This is a genomic window from Notoacmeibacter sp. MSK16QG-6 (assembly GCF_024158145.1).
Lineage (GTDB): Bacteria > Pseudomonadota > Alphaproteobacteria > Rhizobiales > Rhizobiaceae > Notoacmeibacter.
Window position 1 is genome coordinate 88,029 of the sequence record NZ_JAMYXM010000007.1, and the last position, 16,762, is coordinate 104,790.

The 16,762-nt window shown below is 60.0% G+C and carries 17 protein-coding genes and 1 tRNA gene; 14 read left to right on the plus strand and 4 right to left on the minus strand.

Going from position 1 to position 16,762, the window contains the following annotated elements; all coding sequences use genetic code 11:
• Window positions 1–155 precede the first annotated feature (155 nt).
• Window positions 156–2,231, plus strand: a complete 2,076-nt coding sequence (locus NIM86_RS16110; protein WP_253383634.1) for an NAD(+) synthase — start codon at window positions 156–158, stop codon at window positions 2,229–2,231.
• Between the two features lie 264 nt (window positions 2,232–2,495).
• On the opposite strand, the gene NIM86_RS16115 is transcribed toward NIM86_RS16110, so the two are convergent.
• Window positions 2,496–2,585 (minus strand) — tRNA-Ser (locus NIM86_RS16115).
• A 299-nt stretch (window positions 2,586–2,884) separates the two neighbouring features.
• Between NIM86_RS16115 and NIM86_RS16120 the strand changes: the two genes are divergently transcribed.
• Window positions 2,885–3,532 (plus strand): 50S ribosomal protein L21, encoded by a 648-nt coding sequence (locus NIM86_RS16120; RefSeq protein WP_253383636.1) that lies wholly within the window; start codon window positions 2,885–2,887, stop codon window positions 3,530–3,532.
• A gap of 84 nt (window positions 3,533–3,616) precedes the next feature.
• Complete coding sequence (rpmA, locus tag NIM86_RS16125; RefSeq protein WP_253383638.1) at window positions 3,617–3,886, plus strand: 50S ribosomal protein L27; 270 nt, start codon at window positions 3,617–3,619, stop codon at window positions 3,884–3,886.
• Window positions 3,887–3,957: 71 nt separating this feature from the next.
• Here rpmA and NIM86_RS16130 read toward each other — a convergent pair whose 3' ends face one another.
• Complete coding sequence (locus NIM86_RS16130) at window positions 3,958–4,647, minus strand: hypothetical protein (protein ID WP_253383640.1); 690 nt, start codon at window positions 4,645–4,647, stop codon at window positions 3,958–3,960.
• A 50-nt stretch (window positions 4,648–4,697) separates the two neighbouring features.
• Between NIM86_RS16130 and NIM86_RS16135 the strand changes: the two genes are divergently transcribed.
• From NIM86_RS16135 to NIM86_RS16160, 6 genes are all read left to right on the plus strand, one after another.
• A complete protein-coding gene (locus NIM86_RS16135; protein WP_253383642.1) occupies window positions 4,698–5,315 on the plus strand; it encodes a DUF3833 family protein in 618 nt (205 codons plus the stop codon).
• 82 nt (window positions 5,316–5,397) lie between these two features.
• Window positions 5,398–6,465: a GTPase ObgE gene (gene obgE / locus NIM86_RS16140; protein WP_253383644.1), complete on the plus strand. Its 1,068-nt coding sequence runs from the start codon at window positions 5,398–5,400 to the stop codon at window positions 6,463–6,465.
• Window positions 6,466–6,470: 5 nt separating this feature from the next.
• Window positions 6,471–7,592, plus strand: coding sequence for a glutamate 5-kinase (proB, locus tag NIM86_RS16145; protein WP_253383646.1), 1,122 nt, complete (start codon window positions 6,471–6,473; stop codon window positions 7,590–7,592).
• A gap of 38 nt (window positions 7,593–7,630) precedes the next feature.
• Window positions 7,631–8,479: a DUF3883 domain-containing protein gene (locus tag NIM86_RS16150; RefSeq protein ID WP_253383648.1), complete on the plus strand. Its 849-nt coding sequence runs from the start codon at window positions 7,631–7,633 to the stop codon at window positions 8,477–8,479.
• A 121-nt stretch (window positions 8,480–8,600) separates the two neighbouring features.
• Window positions 8,601–9,887 (plus strand): glutamate-5-semialdehyde dehydrogenase, encoded by a 1,287-nt coding sequence (locus NIM86_RS16155; RefSeq protein WP_253383678.1) that lies wholly within the window; start codon window positions 8,601–8,603, stop codon window positions 9,885–9,887.
• Window positions 9,888–9,918: 31 nt separating this feature from the next.
• On the plus strand, window positions 9,919–10,614 hold the full coding sequence (locus NIM86_RS16160; RefSeq protein ID WP_253383650.1) for a nicotinate-nucleotide adenylyltransferase: 696 nt from the start codon (window positions 9,919–9,921) through the stop codon (window positions 10,612–10,614).
• Window positions 10,615–10,617: 3 nt separating this feature from the next.
• Here NIM86_RS16160 and NIM86_RS16165 read toward each other — a convergent pair whose 3' ends face one another.
• Both NIM86_RS16165 and NIM86_RS16170 read right to left on the minus strand, forming a co-directional pair.
• A complete protein-coding gene (locus tag NIM86_RS16165; protein WP_253383651.1) occupies window positions 10,618–10,866 on the minus strand; it encodes a hypothetical protein in 249 nt (82 codons plus the stop codon).
• A 34-nt stretch (window positions 10,867–10,900) separates the two neighbouring features.
• The gene (locus tag NIM86_RS16170; RefSeq protein WP_253383652.1) at window positions 10,901–11,374 is read right to left on the minus strand and encodes a cupin domain-containing protein; all 474 of its coding nucleotides are present in this window, start codon (window positions 11,372–11,374) and stop codon (window positions 10,901–10,903) included.
• A gap of 132 nt (window positions 11,375–11,506) precedes the next feature.
• On the opposite strand from NIM86_RS16170, the gene rsfS reads away from it, so the two are divergent.
• The 5 genes from rsfS (at window position 11,507) to NIM86_RS16195 (ending at window position 16,753) form a co-directional block, all read left to right on the plus strand.
• Window positions 11,507–11,980, plus strand: a complete 474-nt coding sequence (gene rsfS / locus NIM86_RS16175; protein WP_371872929.1) for a ribosome silencing factor — start codon at window positions 11,507–11,509, stop codon at window positions 11,978–11,980.
• A 31-nt stretch (window positions 11,981–12,011) separates the two neighbouring features.
• Window positions 12,012–12,494 (plus strand): 23S rRNA (pseudouridine(1915)-N(3))-methyltransferase RlmH, encoded by a 483-nt coding sequence (gene rlmH / locus NIM86_RS16180; RefSeq protein WP_253383653.1) that lies wholly within the window; start codon window positions 12,012–12,014, stop codon window positions 12,492–12,494.
• Between the two features lie 135 nt (window positions 12,495–12,629).
• Window positions 12,630–14,102, plus strand: coding sequence for a murein hydrolase activator EnvC (locus NIM86_RS16185; protein WP_253383654.1), 1,473 nt, complete (start codon window positions 12,630–12,632; stop codon window positions 14,100–14,102).
• Window positions 14,092–15,429 carry a S41 family peptidase gene (locus NIM86_RS16190; protein WP_253383682.1) on the plus strand — a complete coding sequence of 446 codons (1,338 nt, stop codon included), beginning with the start codon at window positions 14,092–14,094 and terminating at the stop codon, window positions 15,427–15,429. Before NIM86_RS16185 ends, NIM86_RS16190 begins: the two co-directional genes overlap by 11 nt.
• Before the next feature lie 73 nt (window positions 15,430–15,502).
• Window positions 15,503–16,753, plus strand: coding sequence for a divergent polysaccharide deacetylase family protein (locus NIM86_RS16195; protein ID WP_253383655.1), 1,251 nt, complete (start codon window positions 15,503–15,505; stop codon window positions 16,751–16,753).
• Window positions 16,754–16,762: the final 9 nt, after the last annotated feature.

Sequence of the window (16,762 nt, forward strand, 5' to 3'; positions counted from 1 at the left end):
TTTGCCGATGCTAGCTCAACATGCTTAACGACGAACTAATTCCTAGATGAACCCTGCTCCTGTCCAGAAACGGTTCTCGAATATTGAAACATAAGGGGTTGGACAGGTCGAAGGGCCGGCTTTATTGAGCATGGCCAGACAATGGAGAACCGCGCATGGCCAGCGCTCCGAGCGAGAATTTTCATTCCCTGCACCGCCACGGCTTCGTCCGGGTCGGCGCCAGCACGCCGCATGTCCGCACGGCGGATATCGCATTCAACCGCGACGCCATCCTGACCGAAGCGCGGCGCGCCCATGAGGCTTCGCTCGATCTCCTCGTCTATCCTGAATTATGCCTGTCTTCCTACGCGCTGGACGATCTTCACATGCAGACCGCGCTGCTCGATGCGGTGGAGGCAGCCGTGGCCGACATTGTGGAGGCCAGCGCCGGGCTGACACCCGTTCTTCTCATCGGCGCGCCGCTTCGGCACAATAGCCGTCTCTACAATTGCGCGCTTGTCATCGCTAACGGCCGCCTGCTCGGCGTCGTGCCGAAAAGCTATTTGCCGAACTATCGCGAATTCTACGAAAAGCGCTGGTTCGCGCATGGCCGCAATATCCGCGGAATCGCAATCGATGTCGCCGGCTATCGAGCCCCGTTTGGCGTCGATCTGATCTTCGCGGCTCAAAACCTTCCCGGCTTCAGATTGTTCGTTGAAATCTGCGAGGATTATTGGGCCGCCATTCCGCCGTCCTGCGAAGGCGCATTGGCCGGCGCGACCATTATCGCCAACCTCTCCGCATCCAATATTACCATCGGCAAGTCCGACGAACGCCATATGCTGGCGCGTTCGCAATCGGCGCGCACCGCCTCGGCCTATATCTATTCCGCTGCCGGGCATGGGGAGAGCACGACAGACGTCGCCTGGGACGGCCAGGGCATGATCTATGAGCTTGGCGATCTCCTGGCTGAATCGGAACGCTTTACGCGGGAGCCGGATCTTTGCATCGCCGATATCGACTGCGAACGGATTATCGGAGACCGGATACGTCTGCAGACCTTCAACGATGCCGCAGAAGCCGCGGGACGGCCCGAGGACCGCTTCAGGACCATCGGCTTCCATCACGAGACGGCGACGGGCGATCTCGGTTTGATCCGCCCGATCCGCCGCTTCCCCTTCGTGCCGAACCGTCAGCACAAGCTGGATGAAGATTGCTTCGAAGCCTTCAACATTCAGGTCGATGCGCTGATGCGCCGCATTGAAGCCACGAAAGCAGAATCGCTCATTATCGGCATTTCCGGGGGCCTCGACTCCACCCATGCGGCAATCGTCGCGGCGAAGGCCTGCGACCGCCTCGGCCTGCCGCGCAGTGCCATTCGCGGCTATACCATGCCAGGCTTCGGCACGAGCGATCATACGAAGTCCAATGCATGGAAACTGATGGAAGCGCTCGGCATTGCGGCCGGGGAAATCGACATCCGCCCGATGGCGACCAAAATGCTGGAGGATATCGGCCACCCCTTCGCCGATGGCGAGCCGGTCTATGACGTCACCTTCGAGAATGTGCAGGCGGGCTTGCGCACGGATTATCTTTTCCGGCTCGCCGGGCAGCATGGCGGCTTCGTGATCGGTACCGGCGACCTGTCCGAACTGGCGCTCGGCTGGTGCACCTATGGCGTCGGCGATCAGATGAGCCATTACGCCGTCAATGCCGGCGTACCCAAGACGCTGATCCAGTATCTGATCCGCTGGGCGACGCGCACCGACCAGTTCGATCCGTCAACGGATACCGTTTTGGAAGCGATCCTCGCCACCGAGATTTCGCCTGAACTGGTGCCGGCCGGCACTGATGGGGCGATCCAAAGCACGGAAGAGATTATCGGCCCTTACGAGCTGAACGACTTCTTCCTGCACCACATCATGCGGTTCGGCCAGCGTCCCTCCAAGGTCGCGTTTCTTGCATGGCATGCTTGGCGCGACGCGGAGCGGGGCATCTGGCCCGATGCCTTTCCCGAGAGCCGCAAAAACGCCTATGACCTGGCCACAATCCGCCACTGGCTGGAGAAATTTCTGCTGCGGTTCTTCCAGTTCAGCCAGTTCAAGCGTTCGGCCATTCCGAACGGGCCGAAAGTGTCGTCCGGCGGCGCCCTCAGCCCGCGCGGCGACTGGCGCGCACCATCCGATGCGGTTGCAGATGTCTGGTTGCAGGAACTGCGCGACAATGTGCCGCAGGACGATGCGGTCTCCTGAGCGGTACACCCGTTATTTAGAATTTGCCGATTTATTGAAACGAACCGTCACCATCAGGTCATTTTATGATGTCCGCGCTCAGAACAGGCCTTCTTCGTTTCACCGCACTTCTGCGAAGCAGTTTCGCTCAGTATTCCGCGATCTATCACCCTGAACGTCACTATATGCGCGGCCCCGGCCCGGCCTGCCGGAAGAGGCTGACGCAACCGCTCTGACCGATCTTCAGCGACCGCGCTCTACGTGCTGACTTTGCCAACTGTTAAATGGCGGAGAGGGGGGGATTCGAACCCCCGATACCCGTGAAGGTATGCCGCATTTCGAGTGCGGTGCATTCGACCACTCTGCCACCTCTCCGCGTGACGATCCGGCCGAACCGGCGATCGAACGCGCACTGCATAATCACGCCGCGTCGGCTTCACAAGCCCAAATGATACAAATTCCCCGTAACACGCCCCACTAATGCTTGACCTTCCGCCGACAATTCACTAGTGCAACGCCAGCCTGCGGGAGTGTCGAACTCCGGCGGGTTTTTCCGTTCGCCGTCGAAGCGACGGGATGAAATGCCGCTGAAAGTGGCCAAAACTGACAAAAAGACGGGCGGCGCATGGCCTGAGGTCACGCGATCAGACCCGGACGAGCAAGGAATGAAATAAATGTTCGCAGTCATCAAGACCGGCGGAAAGCAATATCGCGTTGCCGCCGACGACCAGATCACCATTGAACGCCTGGCTGGCGAAGTTGGCGATTCCGTTACCTTCGAAAGCGTCCTCATGATTGGCGACGGTGACGATATCAAGATCGGCGCGCCGCTGCTAGACGGCCTGACGGTATCCGGCGAGATCGTCGACCAGCATCGCGGCAAGAAGGTCATCAGCTTCAAGAAGCGCCGCCGCCAGAATTCGCGCCGCAAGCGCGGCCATCGCCAGCTTCTGTCGACCGTTCGCATCACCGAGATCGCCGCCGACAATGATGGCGCCAAGAAGCCGGCCAAGAAGGCCGCTCCGAAAAAGGCCGAGGCTCCGGCCAAGACGGAAGCCGCTGCTGCGCCTGCGAAGAGCGAAGCGGCCGCCAAGCCGGCTGAAGCCAAGAAGACAGCAAAGTCGGACGGTGCAGACGATCTGAAGAAGATCAAGGGCATTGGCCCAAAGGCGGCAGAGCAACTCAACGATGCCGGCATCACCACTTACGCTCAGCTCGCCGCGCTGACCGACAAGCGGATCGACGAGTTGGACGCCGATATGCCGTTTTCGGCTGCGCAGCTGCAAGACTGGCGCGAGCAGGCCAAGGAACTCGCCGGCTGATCGGCGCTTTGACCGGAGGCGTTCGCGCCTCCATATTGGATCACGATATGCGCGCTGGATGCGCCAGCGCATAGGAGAATAACGATGGCACATAAGAAAGCAGGCGGCTCGTCACGCAACGGTCGCGACTCCGCCGGTCGCCGTCTCGGCGTCAAGAAGTTCGGTGGCGAAAAAGTCATTCCGGGCAATATCATCATCCGTCAGCGCGGCACGAAGTGGCATCCGGGCGACAATGTCGGCATCGGCAAGGATCACACGATCTTCGCGCTGGTCGAGGGTAATGTCTCGTTCCGCACCCGCGCGGGCGGCAAGGTCTACGTTTCGGTCGACGCGCTCCAGCAGGCGGCCGAATAAGAATACGCTTTTCATTGCAAAGCCCGGCTGCTCGTTTCGGCGGCCGGGCTTTTTGTTTTTCTATCGGCCGGTCAGCGGCGACGGCGACGACGGCGGGCGATCCGATAGATGATGACGCCCGCGATAATGACGAGAACGACGCCGGCCACGACAGCGCAGACCACGTTTGAAAGCGAACACGTGACGATCAGCCAGATCGACCAGCTTCCCTCCTTTCCGTCGCCCCTCAGTGAAAATTCTCGGATGCGCTCGCTATTGCGGTCGATGAGGTTTCGCATACGACGCAGACCGTCTAGAAACGCATCGTCGCGCTCCGCCTGTTGACCGATATGCCGAGCCAGCGCATCGTGATCGATGGCGGCAGAAAGATCGACCATCTCGCCGGCATGAGAGACGATGCCCTCGGGATTGGCGTTCAGGTCCATGAGTTCGGCGAATTCGTCAGCGATCTCGTAATCGTCGAGTGTCTGCACAGCCTGCATGAGCAGATAGGCTGCGATCGCGGTATGGGTGCGATTGACGCCTTCCAGCGGCTCGATATCCATCTTTCCTAGATGATCTTCGATTTTGTGGAGCCCGTTGACCATCGCCCCAACCGGCGCATGGCTGGCACGGGGCGCAGTTCCCATCAGCATCGGTTCGAAATATGGGTCGATGGCCTTCAGAACGCGTTCGACCGCGTCGTCTTTCGGTGCTGCGACGGGCGCAGTGAGACGACTCATCACATCGTCCCGAAATTCCAGATCTTCTTTCTCAAGCAATGCGCTATCCTCCTGTTGCGGAAGATGGAAACGTATAGGAATAGGTTCACATGAGCCATTCGATTGGCGATCAACAACGGTCAAACCGTACTGGCCGATTTGTGACATTTGTTGAACGGGGCTTTGGCTCGCTTGTTCAAAACGGCGCCCAATACCGGCTGGCCGCCATGATCCTCGCCCTTGGACTGACCATGGAGGTTCCAGCTTATGCAGCGCCGTTCGATCTGTTTTCATTTTTCGACGGCAAGGCTCGTTCGGAGGGCACGGTGAACCCGTTGATCGGCAAGTCGATGCCCTTTACCGCCCGATTCAGTGGGAAGCTCGACAACGGAAAGCTGCGACTTGTCGAAACCTTTACGTTCCCAGATGGCGAATTCGACCAGATCTGGGATCTCCGCCGGGATGGCATAACCATTTCCGGAACCGTCCAAACGGAGGGTGAGGACGGCGAACTTTCTGACACTGCCTCTGTAAACGGTCAGCTTCTGCCCGAGGGCGCAATGCTCACTTATGACGGTTACGCGCCGGGCGGCGGCGATATGGTCCTTTCTTTCACCCACCGCATGACGGCCCGGTCGGACGGCACCGTAGCCAACGATGTCACTATCTCTAAATTCTTCCTGCCGCTCGCGCGTTCGAAAGTAACCTTCTATCCGGACAAACGCTGAACCGGCACTCGCCACACTCATGCTTTTCCGCTAGGAAGCCGCTTTCTCCAACGCGCCGGACCCGCGCAGAAACTGCATTGCCATGAAATTCCTCGATCAGGCCCGAATCTTCATCAAATCCGGTCCCGGTGGCGCCGGAGCGGTCTCATTCCGCCGCGAAAAATATATCGAATTTGGTGGCCCTGACGGCGGTGACGGCGGCAAGGGCGGCGATGTCTGGGCGGAAGCCGTCGAAAACCTCAACACGTTGATCGACTATCGCTACCAGCAGCATTTCAAGGCGGAAATCGGCATGCATGGCATGGGCCGCAACCGCACCGGCCGCCACGGCAAGGATGTGGTGCTGAAAGTGCCAGTCGGAACGCAGATTTTCGACGAGGACAATGAAACCCTCATCGCCGATCTGACGGAGCCAGGCCAGTGCGTTCGTCTCGCGCGCGGCGGCAATGGCGGTTTCGGCAACGCCCATTTCAAGAGTTCGACCAATCAGGCTCCGCGCCACGCCAATCCCGGCCAGGAGGCTGAGGAACGGACGATCTGGCTGCGCCTCAAGCTGATCGCCGATGCCGGTCTTGTCGGCCTGCCCAATGCCGGCAAAAGCACCTTCCTTGCGACCGTGACGCGCGCCAAGCCCAAGATCGCCGACTATCCCTTCACCACGCTGACACCCAATCTCGGCGTCGCGCGGATCGACAATCGCGAATTCGTCATCGCCGATATTCCCGGTCTGATCGAGGGCGCCCATGAAGGCGTCGGCATCGGTGACCGCTTTCTCGGCCATGTGGAGCGCACCCGCGTCCTGCTGCATCTCGTCTCCGCGCAGGAAGAGGATGTCGCAGCCGCCTACCAAACCGTCCGCGGTGAGATTGAAGCCTATGAGCATGGCCTTGCCGACAAGCCGGAAATCCTGGCCCTCAGCCAGACCGACACGGTCGATGACGAGACCTTGGTCGAGAAGGCGAAAGCGCTGACCGATGCGGCGGGGCGAAAGCCGATTCATCTTTCGTCAGCCACCAATTACAATCTCGATACGGTCCAGCGCGCTTTGATGGATGAGATTGCCGGCCAGCGCGATGTCGAAAACCCGCAACGCAAGGACGATCGCTGGGAGAAACCGGCGCAAATCGGAAACGACGCGGCGGGAGACTGAACCGCATGGTTGAGCGTAACACCGATTTTTCGCAATGGCGGCGGATCGCCATCAAGGTTGGCTCCGCTCTGCTGGTCGACCGGCAGACCGGCCTACGGGCCGACTGGCTCGCGGCACTCTGTGCCGACATTGCAGATCTGAGGCAAAAGGGCGCAGAGGTTCTCGTCGTGTCGTCCGGGGCCATCGCGCTCGGTCGCACCCTTCTCGGCCTGCCGAATGGCTCTCTGAAGCTGGAAGAAAACCAGGCCGCCGCCGCCATGGGCCAGATCGCGCTCTCTTCGGCCTGGTCGAACGCGCTCGCCACGCACGATATCCGAGCTGGCCAGATCCTCATCACCCTCTCCGACACGGAAGCGCGACGCCGTTATCTGAATGCCCGCGCCACCATTGGCACCTTGCTCAAACACGGCGCGGTGCCGGTGATCAACGAGAACGATACGGTCGCAACCGAGGAAATCCGCTACGGCGACAACGACCGCCTGGCGGCACGCGTCGCCACTATGGTCGGAGCGGATTTGCTGGTCCTGCTCTCGGATATTGACGGTCTTTACACCGCGCCGCCCGCCAATGACCCGGCCGCAGAATTCATCGCGACAGTGCCTCGGATCACACCGCAGATCGAAGCGATGGCCGGCGATGCGGGCTCGGAGCTTTCACGCGGCGGCATGCGCACGAAAATCGAGGCGGGCAAGATTGCAACCGGCGCCGGCTGCGCCATGATCATCGCCTCAGGCAAGACGCGTTCGCCAATCTCTGCAATCGCAGGGGGTGCCCGCCACACCCTGTTCGAAACGACGGGCACGGCCACAGCCCGAAAAGGATGGATTGCCGGATCGATCGACTGCGCAGGTCAACTTTACATCGATGAAGGCGCTGAAAAGGCGCTGCGTTCAGGCAAGAGCCTGCTTCCGGCGGGTATCCGCCATGTCGAAGGCACATTCCGACGCGGCGATCCCGTCTCGATTCACCTTTGCGAGAGTGGAGCTCAGATCGCCCGCGGCCTTGCCGGCTATGATAGCGACGATGCGAAATTGATCGCGGGCCATCGCAATGCCGACATCGAAGCGATCCTCAACCAGCCGCCCCGCAGCGCGATGGTTCATCGTGACGATCTTGTAGTGATATAGACTGGCGGAATTTGATTGATAAAGGTAATTGTCCAAAGATGGCTAGAGGCAATGACTGGACTGATCAAGAGAATAGCCTGCTAGTAGCAGATTATTTTGAAATGCTTCAACTTGATGCGGCAAAACGTGAATACTCTAAAGCTGAATATAATCGTAGACTCACGAAGCGCATTGATCGCTCAAGAGCATCGATTGAATTTAAACATCGCAATGTCAGTGCGGTACTTCAAGGCCTTGGAGAGGTCTGGCTGCAAGGCTATGTTCCAGCCGCCAGCTTCCAGATGTCGCTCGTCGATGCAGTGATGAGTTGGATGGAAAAGAGCCCTGAGTGGATGAATCGACCACCCGGAACGTTTGTTGATCACTTCAAATCCGAACTGAGGGAAGAGGGCAGCCCACTTTGGGTTGGCCCTCCTCCGACGCAGAGTAATAGTCCTCCTCCGGCCGATCTCGATAAGCTGATGGAAATAGCAAAGCGATTCAACGTTGCGGAAAGAGACGAGCGAAACCGTGCTTTGGGACGCGCTGGTGAACTTCGTGTCTTGAACCATGAGCGTGCAACCCTCTCTGCAGCCGGGCGATCTGATCTTGCTGAGAAGGTAAAATGGACATCAGAAGACTTTGGCGATGGTGCCGGCTACGATATCGCTAGCTTTGAAAATGACGGTAGAGAAAAACTCATTGAAGTGAAGACAACGCGGGGCTGGGAAAGAACACCATTCTATATAAGTAGAAACGAATACGATGTGGCGAATGAAAATCGGGATGCTTGGTGTTTGTTGAGGCTTTGGAACTTTGATCGAGAGCCAAAGGCTTTTGAAATTCGCCCACCGCTTGAGCGACATGTCTCGCTCGTCGCAACGAATTTCCGTGCTACGCCCAACTAAGCTAACGTTCTCGATAATCGGGTTGCTCGGCCCCGTCCCTGCCTCTAAAAGCCTTTTTCAATGCTGGAAGGTAAGTTTACCTTTCCGGTAAAAGGAAATGGACTGGGACGAGAACGAGATCATGCTGGACCGCGTCGATGAGAGCAGCAGCGATATCCGGACCCTGATGGCAGGCATCGGCCTTCGCGCTCGTGCAGCCTCTGCGCCGCTCGCCATTGCAACGACGGAAGCCAAAAATGCAGCGCTTCGCGCCATGGCTTCAGAGATCGAGGCCGCGCGCGAAACCATTCTCCTCGCCAACGCGAAGGATATGGAAGCAGGACGCGCCCGTGGCCTTGCCGGCTCCTTTCTCGACCGGCTCGAACTGAACGAGGAGCGGATCGCCGCCATGGCCGATGGCGTGCGCGCGATTGCCGAACTGCCCGATCCTGTCGGCGCGATCATGACTGAATGGGACAGGCCGAACGGGTTACATATCGAGCGCGTTCGTACACCGCTCGGCGTCGTCGGCGTCATCTATGAAAGCCGTCCCAACGTGACCGCCGATGCAGGCGCGCTCTGCCTGAAAAGCGGCAACGCTGTGATCCTGCGCGGCGGCTCCGACAGCGCTCATTCTTCACGCGCCATCCATGCTGCACTTGTGGAAGGGCTACGCGAAGCCGGGCTGCCCGACGACGCCATCCAGCTTATTCCGACGACAGATCGTGCCGCCGTCGGCGAATTGCTGACGGGCTTGAGCGGCACTATCGATGTCATCGTGCCACGGGGCGGCAAAAGTCTCGTCGCACGGGTCGAGGCCGATGCGCGCGTGCCGGTTTTCGCGCATCTCGAAGGGCTGTGCCATATCTATATCGACCAATCGGCGAAACGCGACATGGCGGTCGAGATCGTCGCCAACGCCAAGATGCGGCGGACGGGCATTTGCGGTGCGCTCGAAACGCTTCTTATCGACCGTGCGGCCGTCGAAACGCATTTGAAGCCGATCCTTGAAAGGCTTGCGGAACTTGGCTGCGAAATTCGCGGCGACGATGCCATTCGCGCGGCATGGCCACAGGCGAAGGAAGCGGAAGACGCCGATTGGGCCACCGAATATCTCGACGCTATCGTGTCGGTTGCCGTGGTCGATGGCATTGGCGGCGCGATCAGCCACATCAATCGCTGGTCCTCGCGTCATACCGAAGCGATCATCGCCGAGGATGCGGACGCAGTCGCCCGTTTCTTTTCCGAAATCGACAGCGCCATTCTTCTGCACAACGCTTCCACCCAATTCGCCGATGGCGGTGAATTCGGCATGGGCGCGGAAATCGGCATCGCGACCGGCAAGATGCACGCGCGTGGCCCGGTCGGTTTGGAGCAGCTATGCTCGTTCAAATATCGGGTGCGCGGCACCGGCCAGATCCGGCCCTGACGCAGATTGCTTTGATGCGGGCGCGCCAATCATGCGGCTGATCGGAACAGCTCGCGACCGGCCTGATGTTGATGTGACGGGCGTGCATCAGCGCTATTTGCGGATGCCTCAGGCGCCCGCCGGGCTTGCCATCGGCTTGTTTGGCGGTTCGTTCAACCCGCCGCATGAGGGCCATGCGCTGGCCGCCGAGACGGCGATACAGCGCCTTAAGCTCGACCGGCTGTGGTGGATGGTCACGCCCGGCAACCCGCTGAAAGACCGCAATGCGCTTGCGCCGCTGGCAGAACGCATCGCCAAATCGGAAAAGGTCGCGGCGCATCCCCGCATCGATGTCACGGCTTTCGAGGCGGTGACCGGCGCCGGTTTCACCGCCGATACGCTTGCTCATATCCGCCGGCGTAATCCGGCGGTTTATTTCGTCTGGATCATGGGCGCGGACAGCCTTGCAGACTTCCATCATTGGCAGCGCTGGGAAGAGATCGCCGAGACTTATCCAATCGCCATTATTGACCGGCCCGGCTCCACACTTGCCTTTCTGTCGTCCCGCATGGCCAGAACCTTCGATCACGCACGGGTCGACGAAGACGATGCCGCGCTTCTTCCGCGCCTCGAACCGCCCGCCTGGACCTTCATCCACGGTCCCCGCTCGGCCCTGTCGTCGACGGAAATCCGCAATGAGAAAACCGTAGAGAATATTGATCGGACCTCCCGCCACATCCGAAAGTAATGATCAGTTGCCTACGGCGACGGCAAGAAACCCTAGCCCCATTGTCACAAACCAAATCATTATGAATGCGACGACAAGCCGCCAACGTTTTTTCAGAACCTTCCAACCAGGCGTCCACCCGTCCATGGGGTGAGGGCGATGCTTGGGATTGAAGATAAGGTCCGCTTCAAGAACCATGATGGATCCGACAAGGACAAACATCGCAATTGCCAAGGCAACGACTGCGCAAAGTATCAGGAATCCGATATCCATGATGTACCTTTGTTATTCATCCTTTTAAATCCAGCTAATATTCGGTGCCATCCTTGCGGGTGAAGGCCCACCCGTCATCCGTCATCACGGCTTTTAGATCGTCTTCCGGATAGCTGCCTTCATCACCCGCCGTCCGGTCGCCGATCTCAAGATAGACGACCTGTTTCTCGGTACGATTGATGAGGTGATGCGCTGCTCCGCCAGCGGGAAAGCCTGCACAGTCGCCCGGCGACAGCTCCCATTCTCCCTCATCGGTCCGCAAAGTCGGGCGACCCTCCAGAACGTAGATGAATTCGTCCTGCTTCGAATGGCGATGCAGCAGCGCCGACTCGCCGCCCGGCTGCAGCGTTGTAAGATTGACACCGAAATTCGTCAGGCCGAACAGATCGCCGAGCGGCCGTTTGATCCGGCCTTCCACGCGCGCGGCGAAAACCGGCGGGTAATTCGACTTTTTGATGCGTGGCGGCTGTGATTCGGCGTGAACATATGCGGTATTGTTGGCGTTCATGACAGATGATCTCCAGCCCTTTGCAACAACGTGTAGGCGGCTGTTGTGAATATGTCGCTGCGTCATGCTTCACGCCAGCTTTAACATTTCAACGTCTTGAAATTGTCACCCCTTACTGCCAACTTTAGATTCGTGCCGCCTAAAAGGCGACGGCAGCAACAGAAAGGAACGACGCTGGCACAGCACGCACAGGCCCTCGCGGCCACTACATCGACCGATCGCAACGCAGAGCCGAGACGAACAACCGATCCGGCTCGTAGCACCGCCGAACGGACGCTGAACGCAGTCCTCACTTCTCTGGATGATTCCAAGGCCGAGGACATTCTCTCCATCGATATTCAGGGCAAATCCAGCCTTGGTGACTTCATGGTCATCGCCTCCGGGCGCTCGCACCGTCACGTCGCCGCCATTGCCGAGCACCTGAAGCAGGCGCTTAAGGACGATGGATTCGGCGTGGCCCGCGTGGAGGGTGACGGTTCGGCGGACTGGATCCTCATCGATCAGGGTGACGTCATCATCCATATCTTCCGCCCGGAAGTCCGGGAATTCTATAATCTTGAGAAGATGTGGCAGTTGCCCGACCTGGAGGACGGCACCGTTCATTGAACGGAGAGCGCCGGCCCTGTAAGGCGGGCGTATGCGGATTGTGATCCATGCCATAGGCCGGATGAAAGCCGGCCCCGAAGCGCAATTGTGCGATCGCTATATCGATCGCTTTCAGCGCGCCGGCGGTCAGCTTGGCCTGCAATTCGGCGGCATTGTCGAACCTGCCGAAAGCCGCGCTTCATCCGCTGCACAAAGAAAGCGGGAGGAAGCCGACCGTCTCGGTGCTCATCTCGGCAATGGAGCGGCGCTGATTTTGCTCGATGAGGCCGGCAGGAATTTGCCATCCATCGAATTTGCCGAGACGCTTGCCCGATACCGCGATGCCGGGCGCGGCGATCTCGTCATTGCCATTGGAGGGCCGGACGGCCACGACACCGCCCTGCGTGACAAGGCCAATCTCGTGATCTCCTACGGCAAAGCGACGTTCCCACATCAGATCGTGCGCATTCTTCTGGCCGAACAGCTCTACCGCGCAGCGACCATTTTGAGCGGCCATCCCTATCACCGTTCGTGATTTCTTCCGCCCGCAAGCTTGCCGCAGGGCTTGTGTCATATTGTTTCCACGGTTGCGTACTAAAGGGTCGGCCCATCGGAGGGGACGCCGATATGGTTAAGCGAAACTTAACGACCGTAGCGATAGGGTAGCGGCATGATTGCGCGCTGCCTCTTCCGTTTGCGTGTCCTGCTGGCCGGCTCCGTTCTGGCATCGGCCGGGACCGTTTTACCCGCTGCGGCGGAAGAGCCGGCAACACCTCCAAGTTTCCAGTCGAAGGGCTTCGAGGCCGATTACACCAAGGCCCGCAAGATCGCCCTCCGCCGAGACGTCAAGCGCAGCGAGTATGAATCTCTGGCGCGACGCCTTGCCGAAAGTGCCGCCCGCCGCGCCACGCTGGCTGCCGAGATCGCCGCGCTGGGCGACGATGCGCGCGCAATCGGCGCAGCGTTGATCGAGGCAGCGAAGGCCGAACGCAAACTGACGGAAGACATCGCCGATATCGAATCGCGGCTGACGGGATTGCGCGAGAGGCAGTCCGGCATACGAACTTCCCTTACCGCACGACGCGCTCTTCTCGCTGAGGTACTGGCCTCGCTGCAGCGCATGGGTCTCAATCCGCCGCCGGCTTTGCTGGTCACGCCGGACGACGCACTTTCGGCGGTGCGCAGCGCGATTCTTCTTGGCGCAGTGGTTCCCGAACTGCGCGAAGAAACCACCGCGCTTCTGCGAGACCTTTCGGACCTGCGCAACGTCACCGCACGGATCACCGATCAGAAGAAAGAACTGGCCGGCGCTCAGCAGGAGCAGGCCGCGGAGCGCGAACGGCTTTCTCTGCTTTTGGACGCCAAGAATGCCGCACGGCAGAAGAGTCAGGCAGAGATCGATGCCGAACAGGCCCGCGCCTCGAAGCTGGCTGAAGAAGCCTCTAGCCTGGCAGAACTGATCGATACGCTCGAGGAAGATCGCCGCAAGGCCGAAGAGGCTGCCCGGCTGGAAGCGCAGAAGAAAGCCGATGACGCAGCCGAGGCTGCCCGGTTGGCTGCGCTCGAGGCGAAACGCAAGCGCACCGAGGAAGCCGAAGCCAAGGCGCGCGCGGCCAAGGAACTGGCCGATCGACTGGCCCGGCTTCGTGACCCTGACGAAAAGGATGTCGACCATCGCCTTTCGGCTAGTTTGCCCTTCTCCTCCCGCAAGGGCCGACTCGTCCTTCCGGTGGCCGGACAATTCGACAGTCGATACGGCGATACGGACGAAACGGGCGAGAAACGGCTTGGGGACACCGTTCGGACACAATCAGGCTCCATCGTAACCGCTCCTGCAGGGGGTACGGTGCTGTTTGCAGGGCGGTTTCGCAGTTTCGGCCAGACGATCATTCTGGATGCGGGTGAAGGCTATTCGATTGTGATGGGCGGTATGCACGCGATCAATGTGACGCGCGGCCAGGCCGTGCTCGCAGGAGAGCCGGTCGGCGAAATGGGCGATACAAGACTGGCGGCTTTGGCGCCGCTGGAAGATACGCTTTCGGAGCCAGCTCTTTACGTCGAGTTCTGGAAAGATAAAAAGCCCGTGAACCCGGCCGCATGGTGGTCGGATCGCAGTTTTGAAAGGACGGATGATGATTCGTAAGCTCTCGCTGCTCTTTGCAGGCGCCCTTGTCGGCGCAACGGCCATGACCGTCGTGACCAATGGCCTCGATCTGCAAGCCAGGGCAGCCAGTAGCGAGACCTATCGGCAATTGGCCATTTTCGGTGATGTGCTGGAGCGCGTGCGCGGTCAGTATGTGACCGAGCCGGACGAGAAGGAACTGATCCAGAGCGCCATCAAGGGCATGCTCGCCTCCCTCGATCCGCATTCGGCCTATCTCGATCCGGAGGAAGCGTCGGACATGAATGTCCAGACGCGCGGCGAATTCGGTGGCCTCGGCATCGAAGTCACCATGGAAGACGATCTCGTCAAGGTCATTACCCCGATGGACGATACGCCCGCGATGAAGGCCGGCGTTCTTGCCGGCGACTTGATCGCGAAGATCGATGGCGAGGAAGTCCGCGGCCTTACACTGGCCGAAGCGGTGGAGCGGATGCGCGGCGCACGCGGTGAGCCTATCGTTCTAACAATCCTACGCGAAGGCGCTGACGGCCCGTTGGACATCGAGGTTATCCGCGACATCATTAAGGTGAAAGCCGTCAAGGTCCGCGCCGAAGGCAATGTCGGCTATCTGAAGATCACCTCCTTCACCGAAAAGACGTTCTCGGACCTCGAAAAAGCGTTCAAGAAGATCAAGAAGGAAATCCCGGAAGACGAGTTGAAGGGCTATGTGCTCGACCTGCGGCTCAACCCGGGCGGCGTGCTGACCCAGGCGATTGCCGTCTCCGACGCCTTCCTCGACCGAGGCAAGATTCTCTCCACCCGAGGCCGCGACGACCGCGAGTACAAGCGCTATGACGCGACCCCCGGCGATCTGGCAGAAGGCAAGCCGGTCATCGTTCTGATCAATGGCGGTTCCGCTTCCGCGTCCGAAATCGTCGCCGGAGCTTTGCAAGATATGCGCCGCGCCACCGTTCTCGGCACGCGGTCTTTCGGCAAGGGCTCGGTGCAGACCGTGCTGCCCATGGCCGAGAATGGCGCGCTGAAGCTGACCACGGCGCTCTACTACCTGCCCTCCGATGCTTCGATTCAGGGCAAGGGCATTACGCCGGACATCCGCGTCACCCAGCCGCTTCCGGATGAAATGAAAGGCCGCGAGGCCGATCTGAAGCGCGGCGAGTCCTCGCTCCGCGGTCACATCACCGGCGATCTTGAGGATGAAGAAGGTTCCGGTTCGTCTGCTTACGTGCCGCCGGAAGCCGAGGACGACCTTCAACTCCAGGCCGCCCTGCGCCTGCTACGCGGAGAAGACAAGGACCCGTCCTTCCCGCCATCGCAGGACCGCGCGGATGCCGGTTCGGCTCAGTAAATAGACGTCTCATGACGGCGGATCGAACGATCCGCCGTTTTGCTATTTTATCGTCCGGATTCGACTGCCTTCCATGAACTCGCCGAACCAGACAGATGCGGCCACACGATCTATCGATCGACCGCTTGGTCTCGACCGTCCGGCAGCCGAACCGAATTCGCCCCGACGCTTTCGCATGATCGGCCACGGCGGCCCTGCCCTGCTCGCCCTGCTGCTCCTCGCCGGCTCGGTCTGGACCGCAACTTACCGCGATCCGCTTCGGTCCCCCGCCCGGCCTGCCGATACGGATGTCGCGACTGCAGATAATACGCCGGCTGAACCGCCCACCCCACCTGAAGAGATCGCGGCCCCCGCCGCACCCACAATCCGATCGCCTGGCCAAAGGATTGACGATGGCTCCGGTCCCGCCATCATTCGGGTCGCGCCAGACGATCAATCAATGCCCGATTTGCCGGACGGCACGAATCCGGCGGAAACAGGCGGCGCAATCATCGTTCGTGACGCATCGTCGCTCTCGGTCCCGATCAGACTGTCGTCTCAACCGAAACCGGCATTGATCGAGAGCTCGTCAGCCGGCCCTCTGCCGAAAATCGGACCGGACGGCGAGAGGCCTTTCGATGCGTATCGGCGTCCCGCAGAACAAATCGACGGACCCGCCATAGCGCTGATCGTCGGCGGATTGGGCCTGTCGCAGACAGGCACGCAGCATGCGATCAAGACGTTGCCCGGCACGGTCACTCTGGCTTTCGCGCCGACAGGGAACAGCCTTTCACGGTGGCAGCAGGCGGCGAGGCAGGCCGGCCACGAACTATTGCTGCAACTGCCTATGGAGCCATTCGGCTATCCCAATACCAATCCGGGGCCTGGCACCTTGCTGGCCGATGCCACGTCAGACGAGACGCTTGCCCTGACCCGGAAGGCGCTGGCGGCAACGACCAACTACGCCGGTATCATCAACTATATGGGCGGACGTTTCCTGACCGAGAATGCTGCCCTCCAACCCATTGTCGAAGAACTCGCAGGACGTGGGCTGATGTTTGTCGATGACGGGACGGCGCCGGCATCTCAGGCGGGGCGGTTGTCCGCTATCGAAGGCGCTCCCTTCGCCATGGCCGGCGATCCGGTCGATACCATCCGCGAACCCGAAATGATCCGCCGCGCATTAACGGCGCTCGAAACGAAAGCGCGAGAGAACGGAGCCGCGATCGCCACTGCCTCCGCCTTCCGCGTGACGGTGGACGAGCTGTCGCAATGGATGGACAAGGCAGCAGCGCGGGGTATTCGTTTCGTGCCGGTCAGCGCCCTCGCCCAGGACAATCGCTAAGCGAAAGAA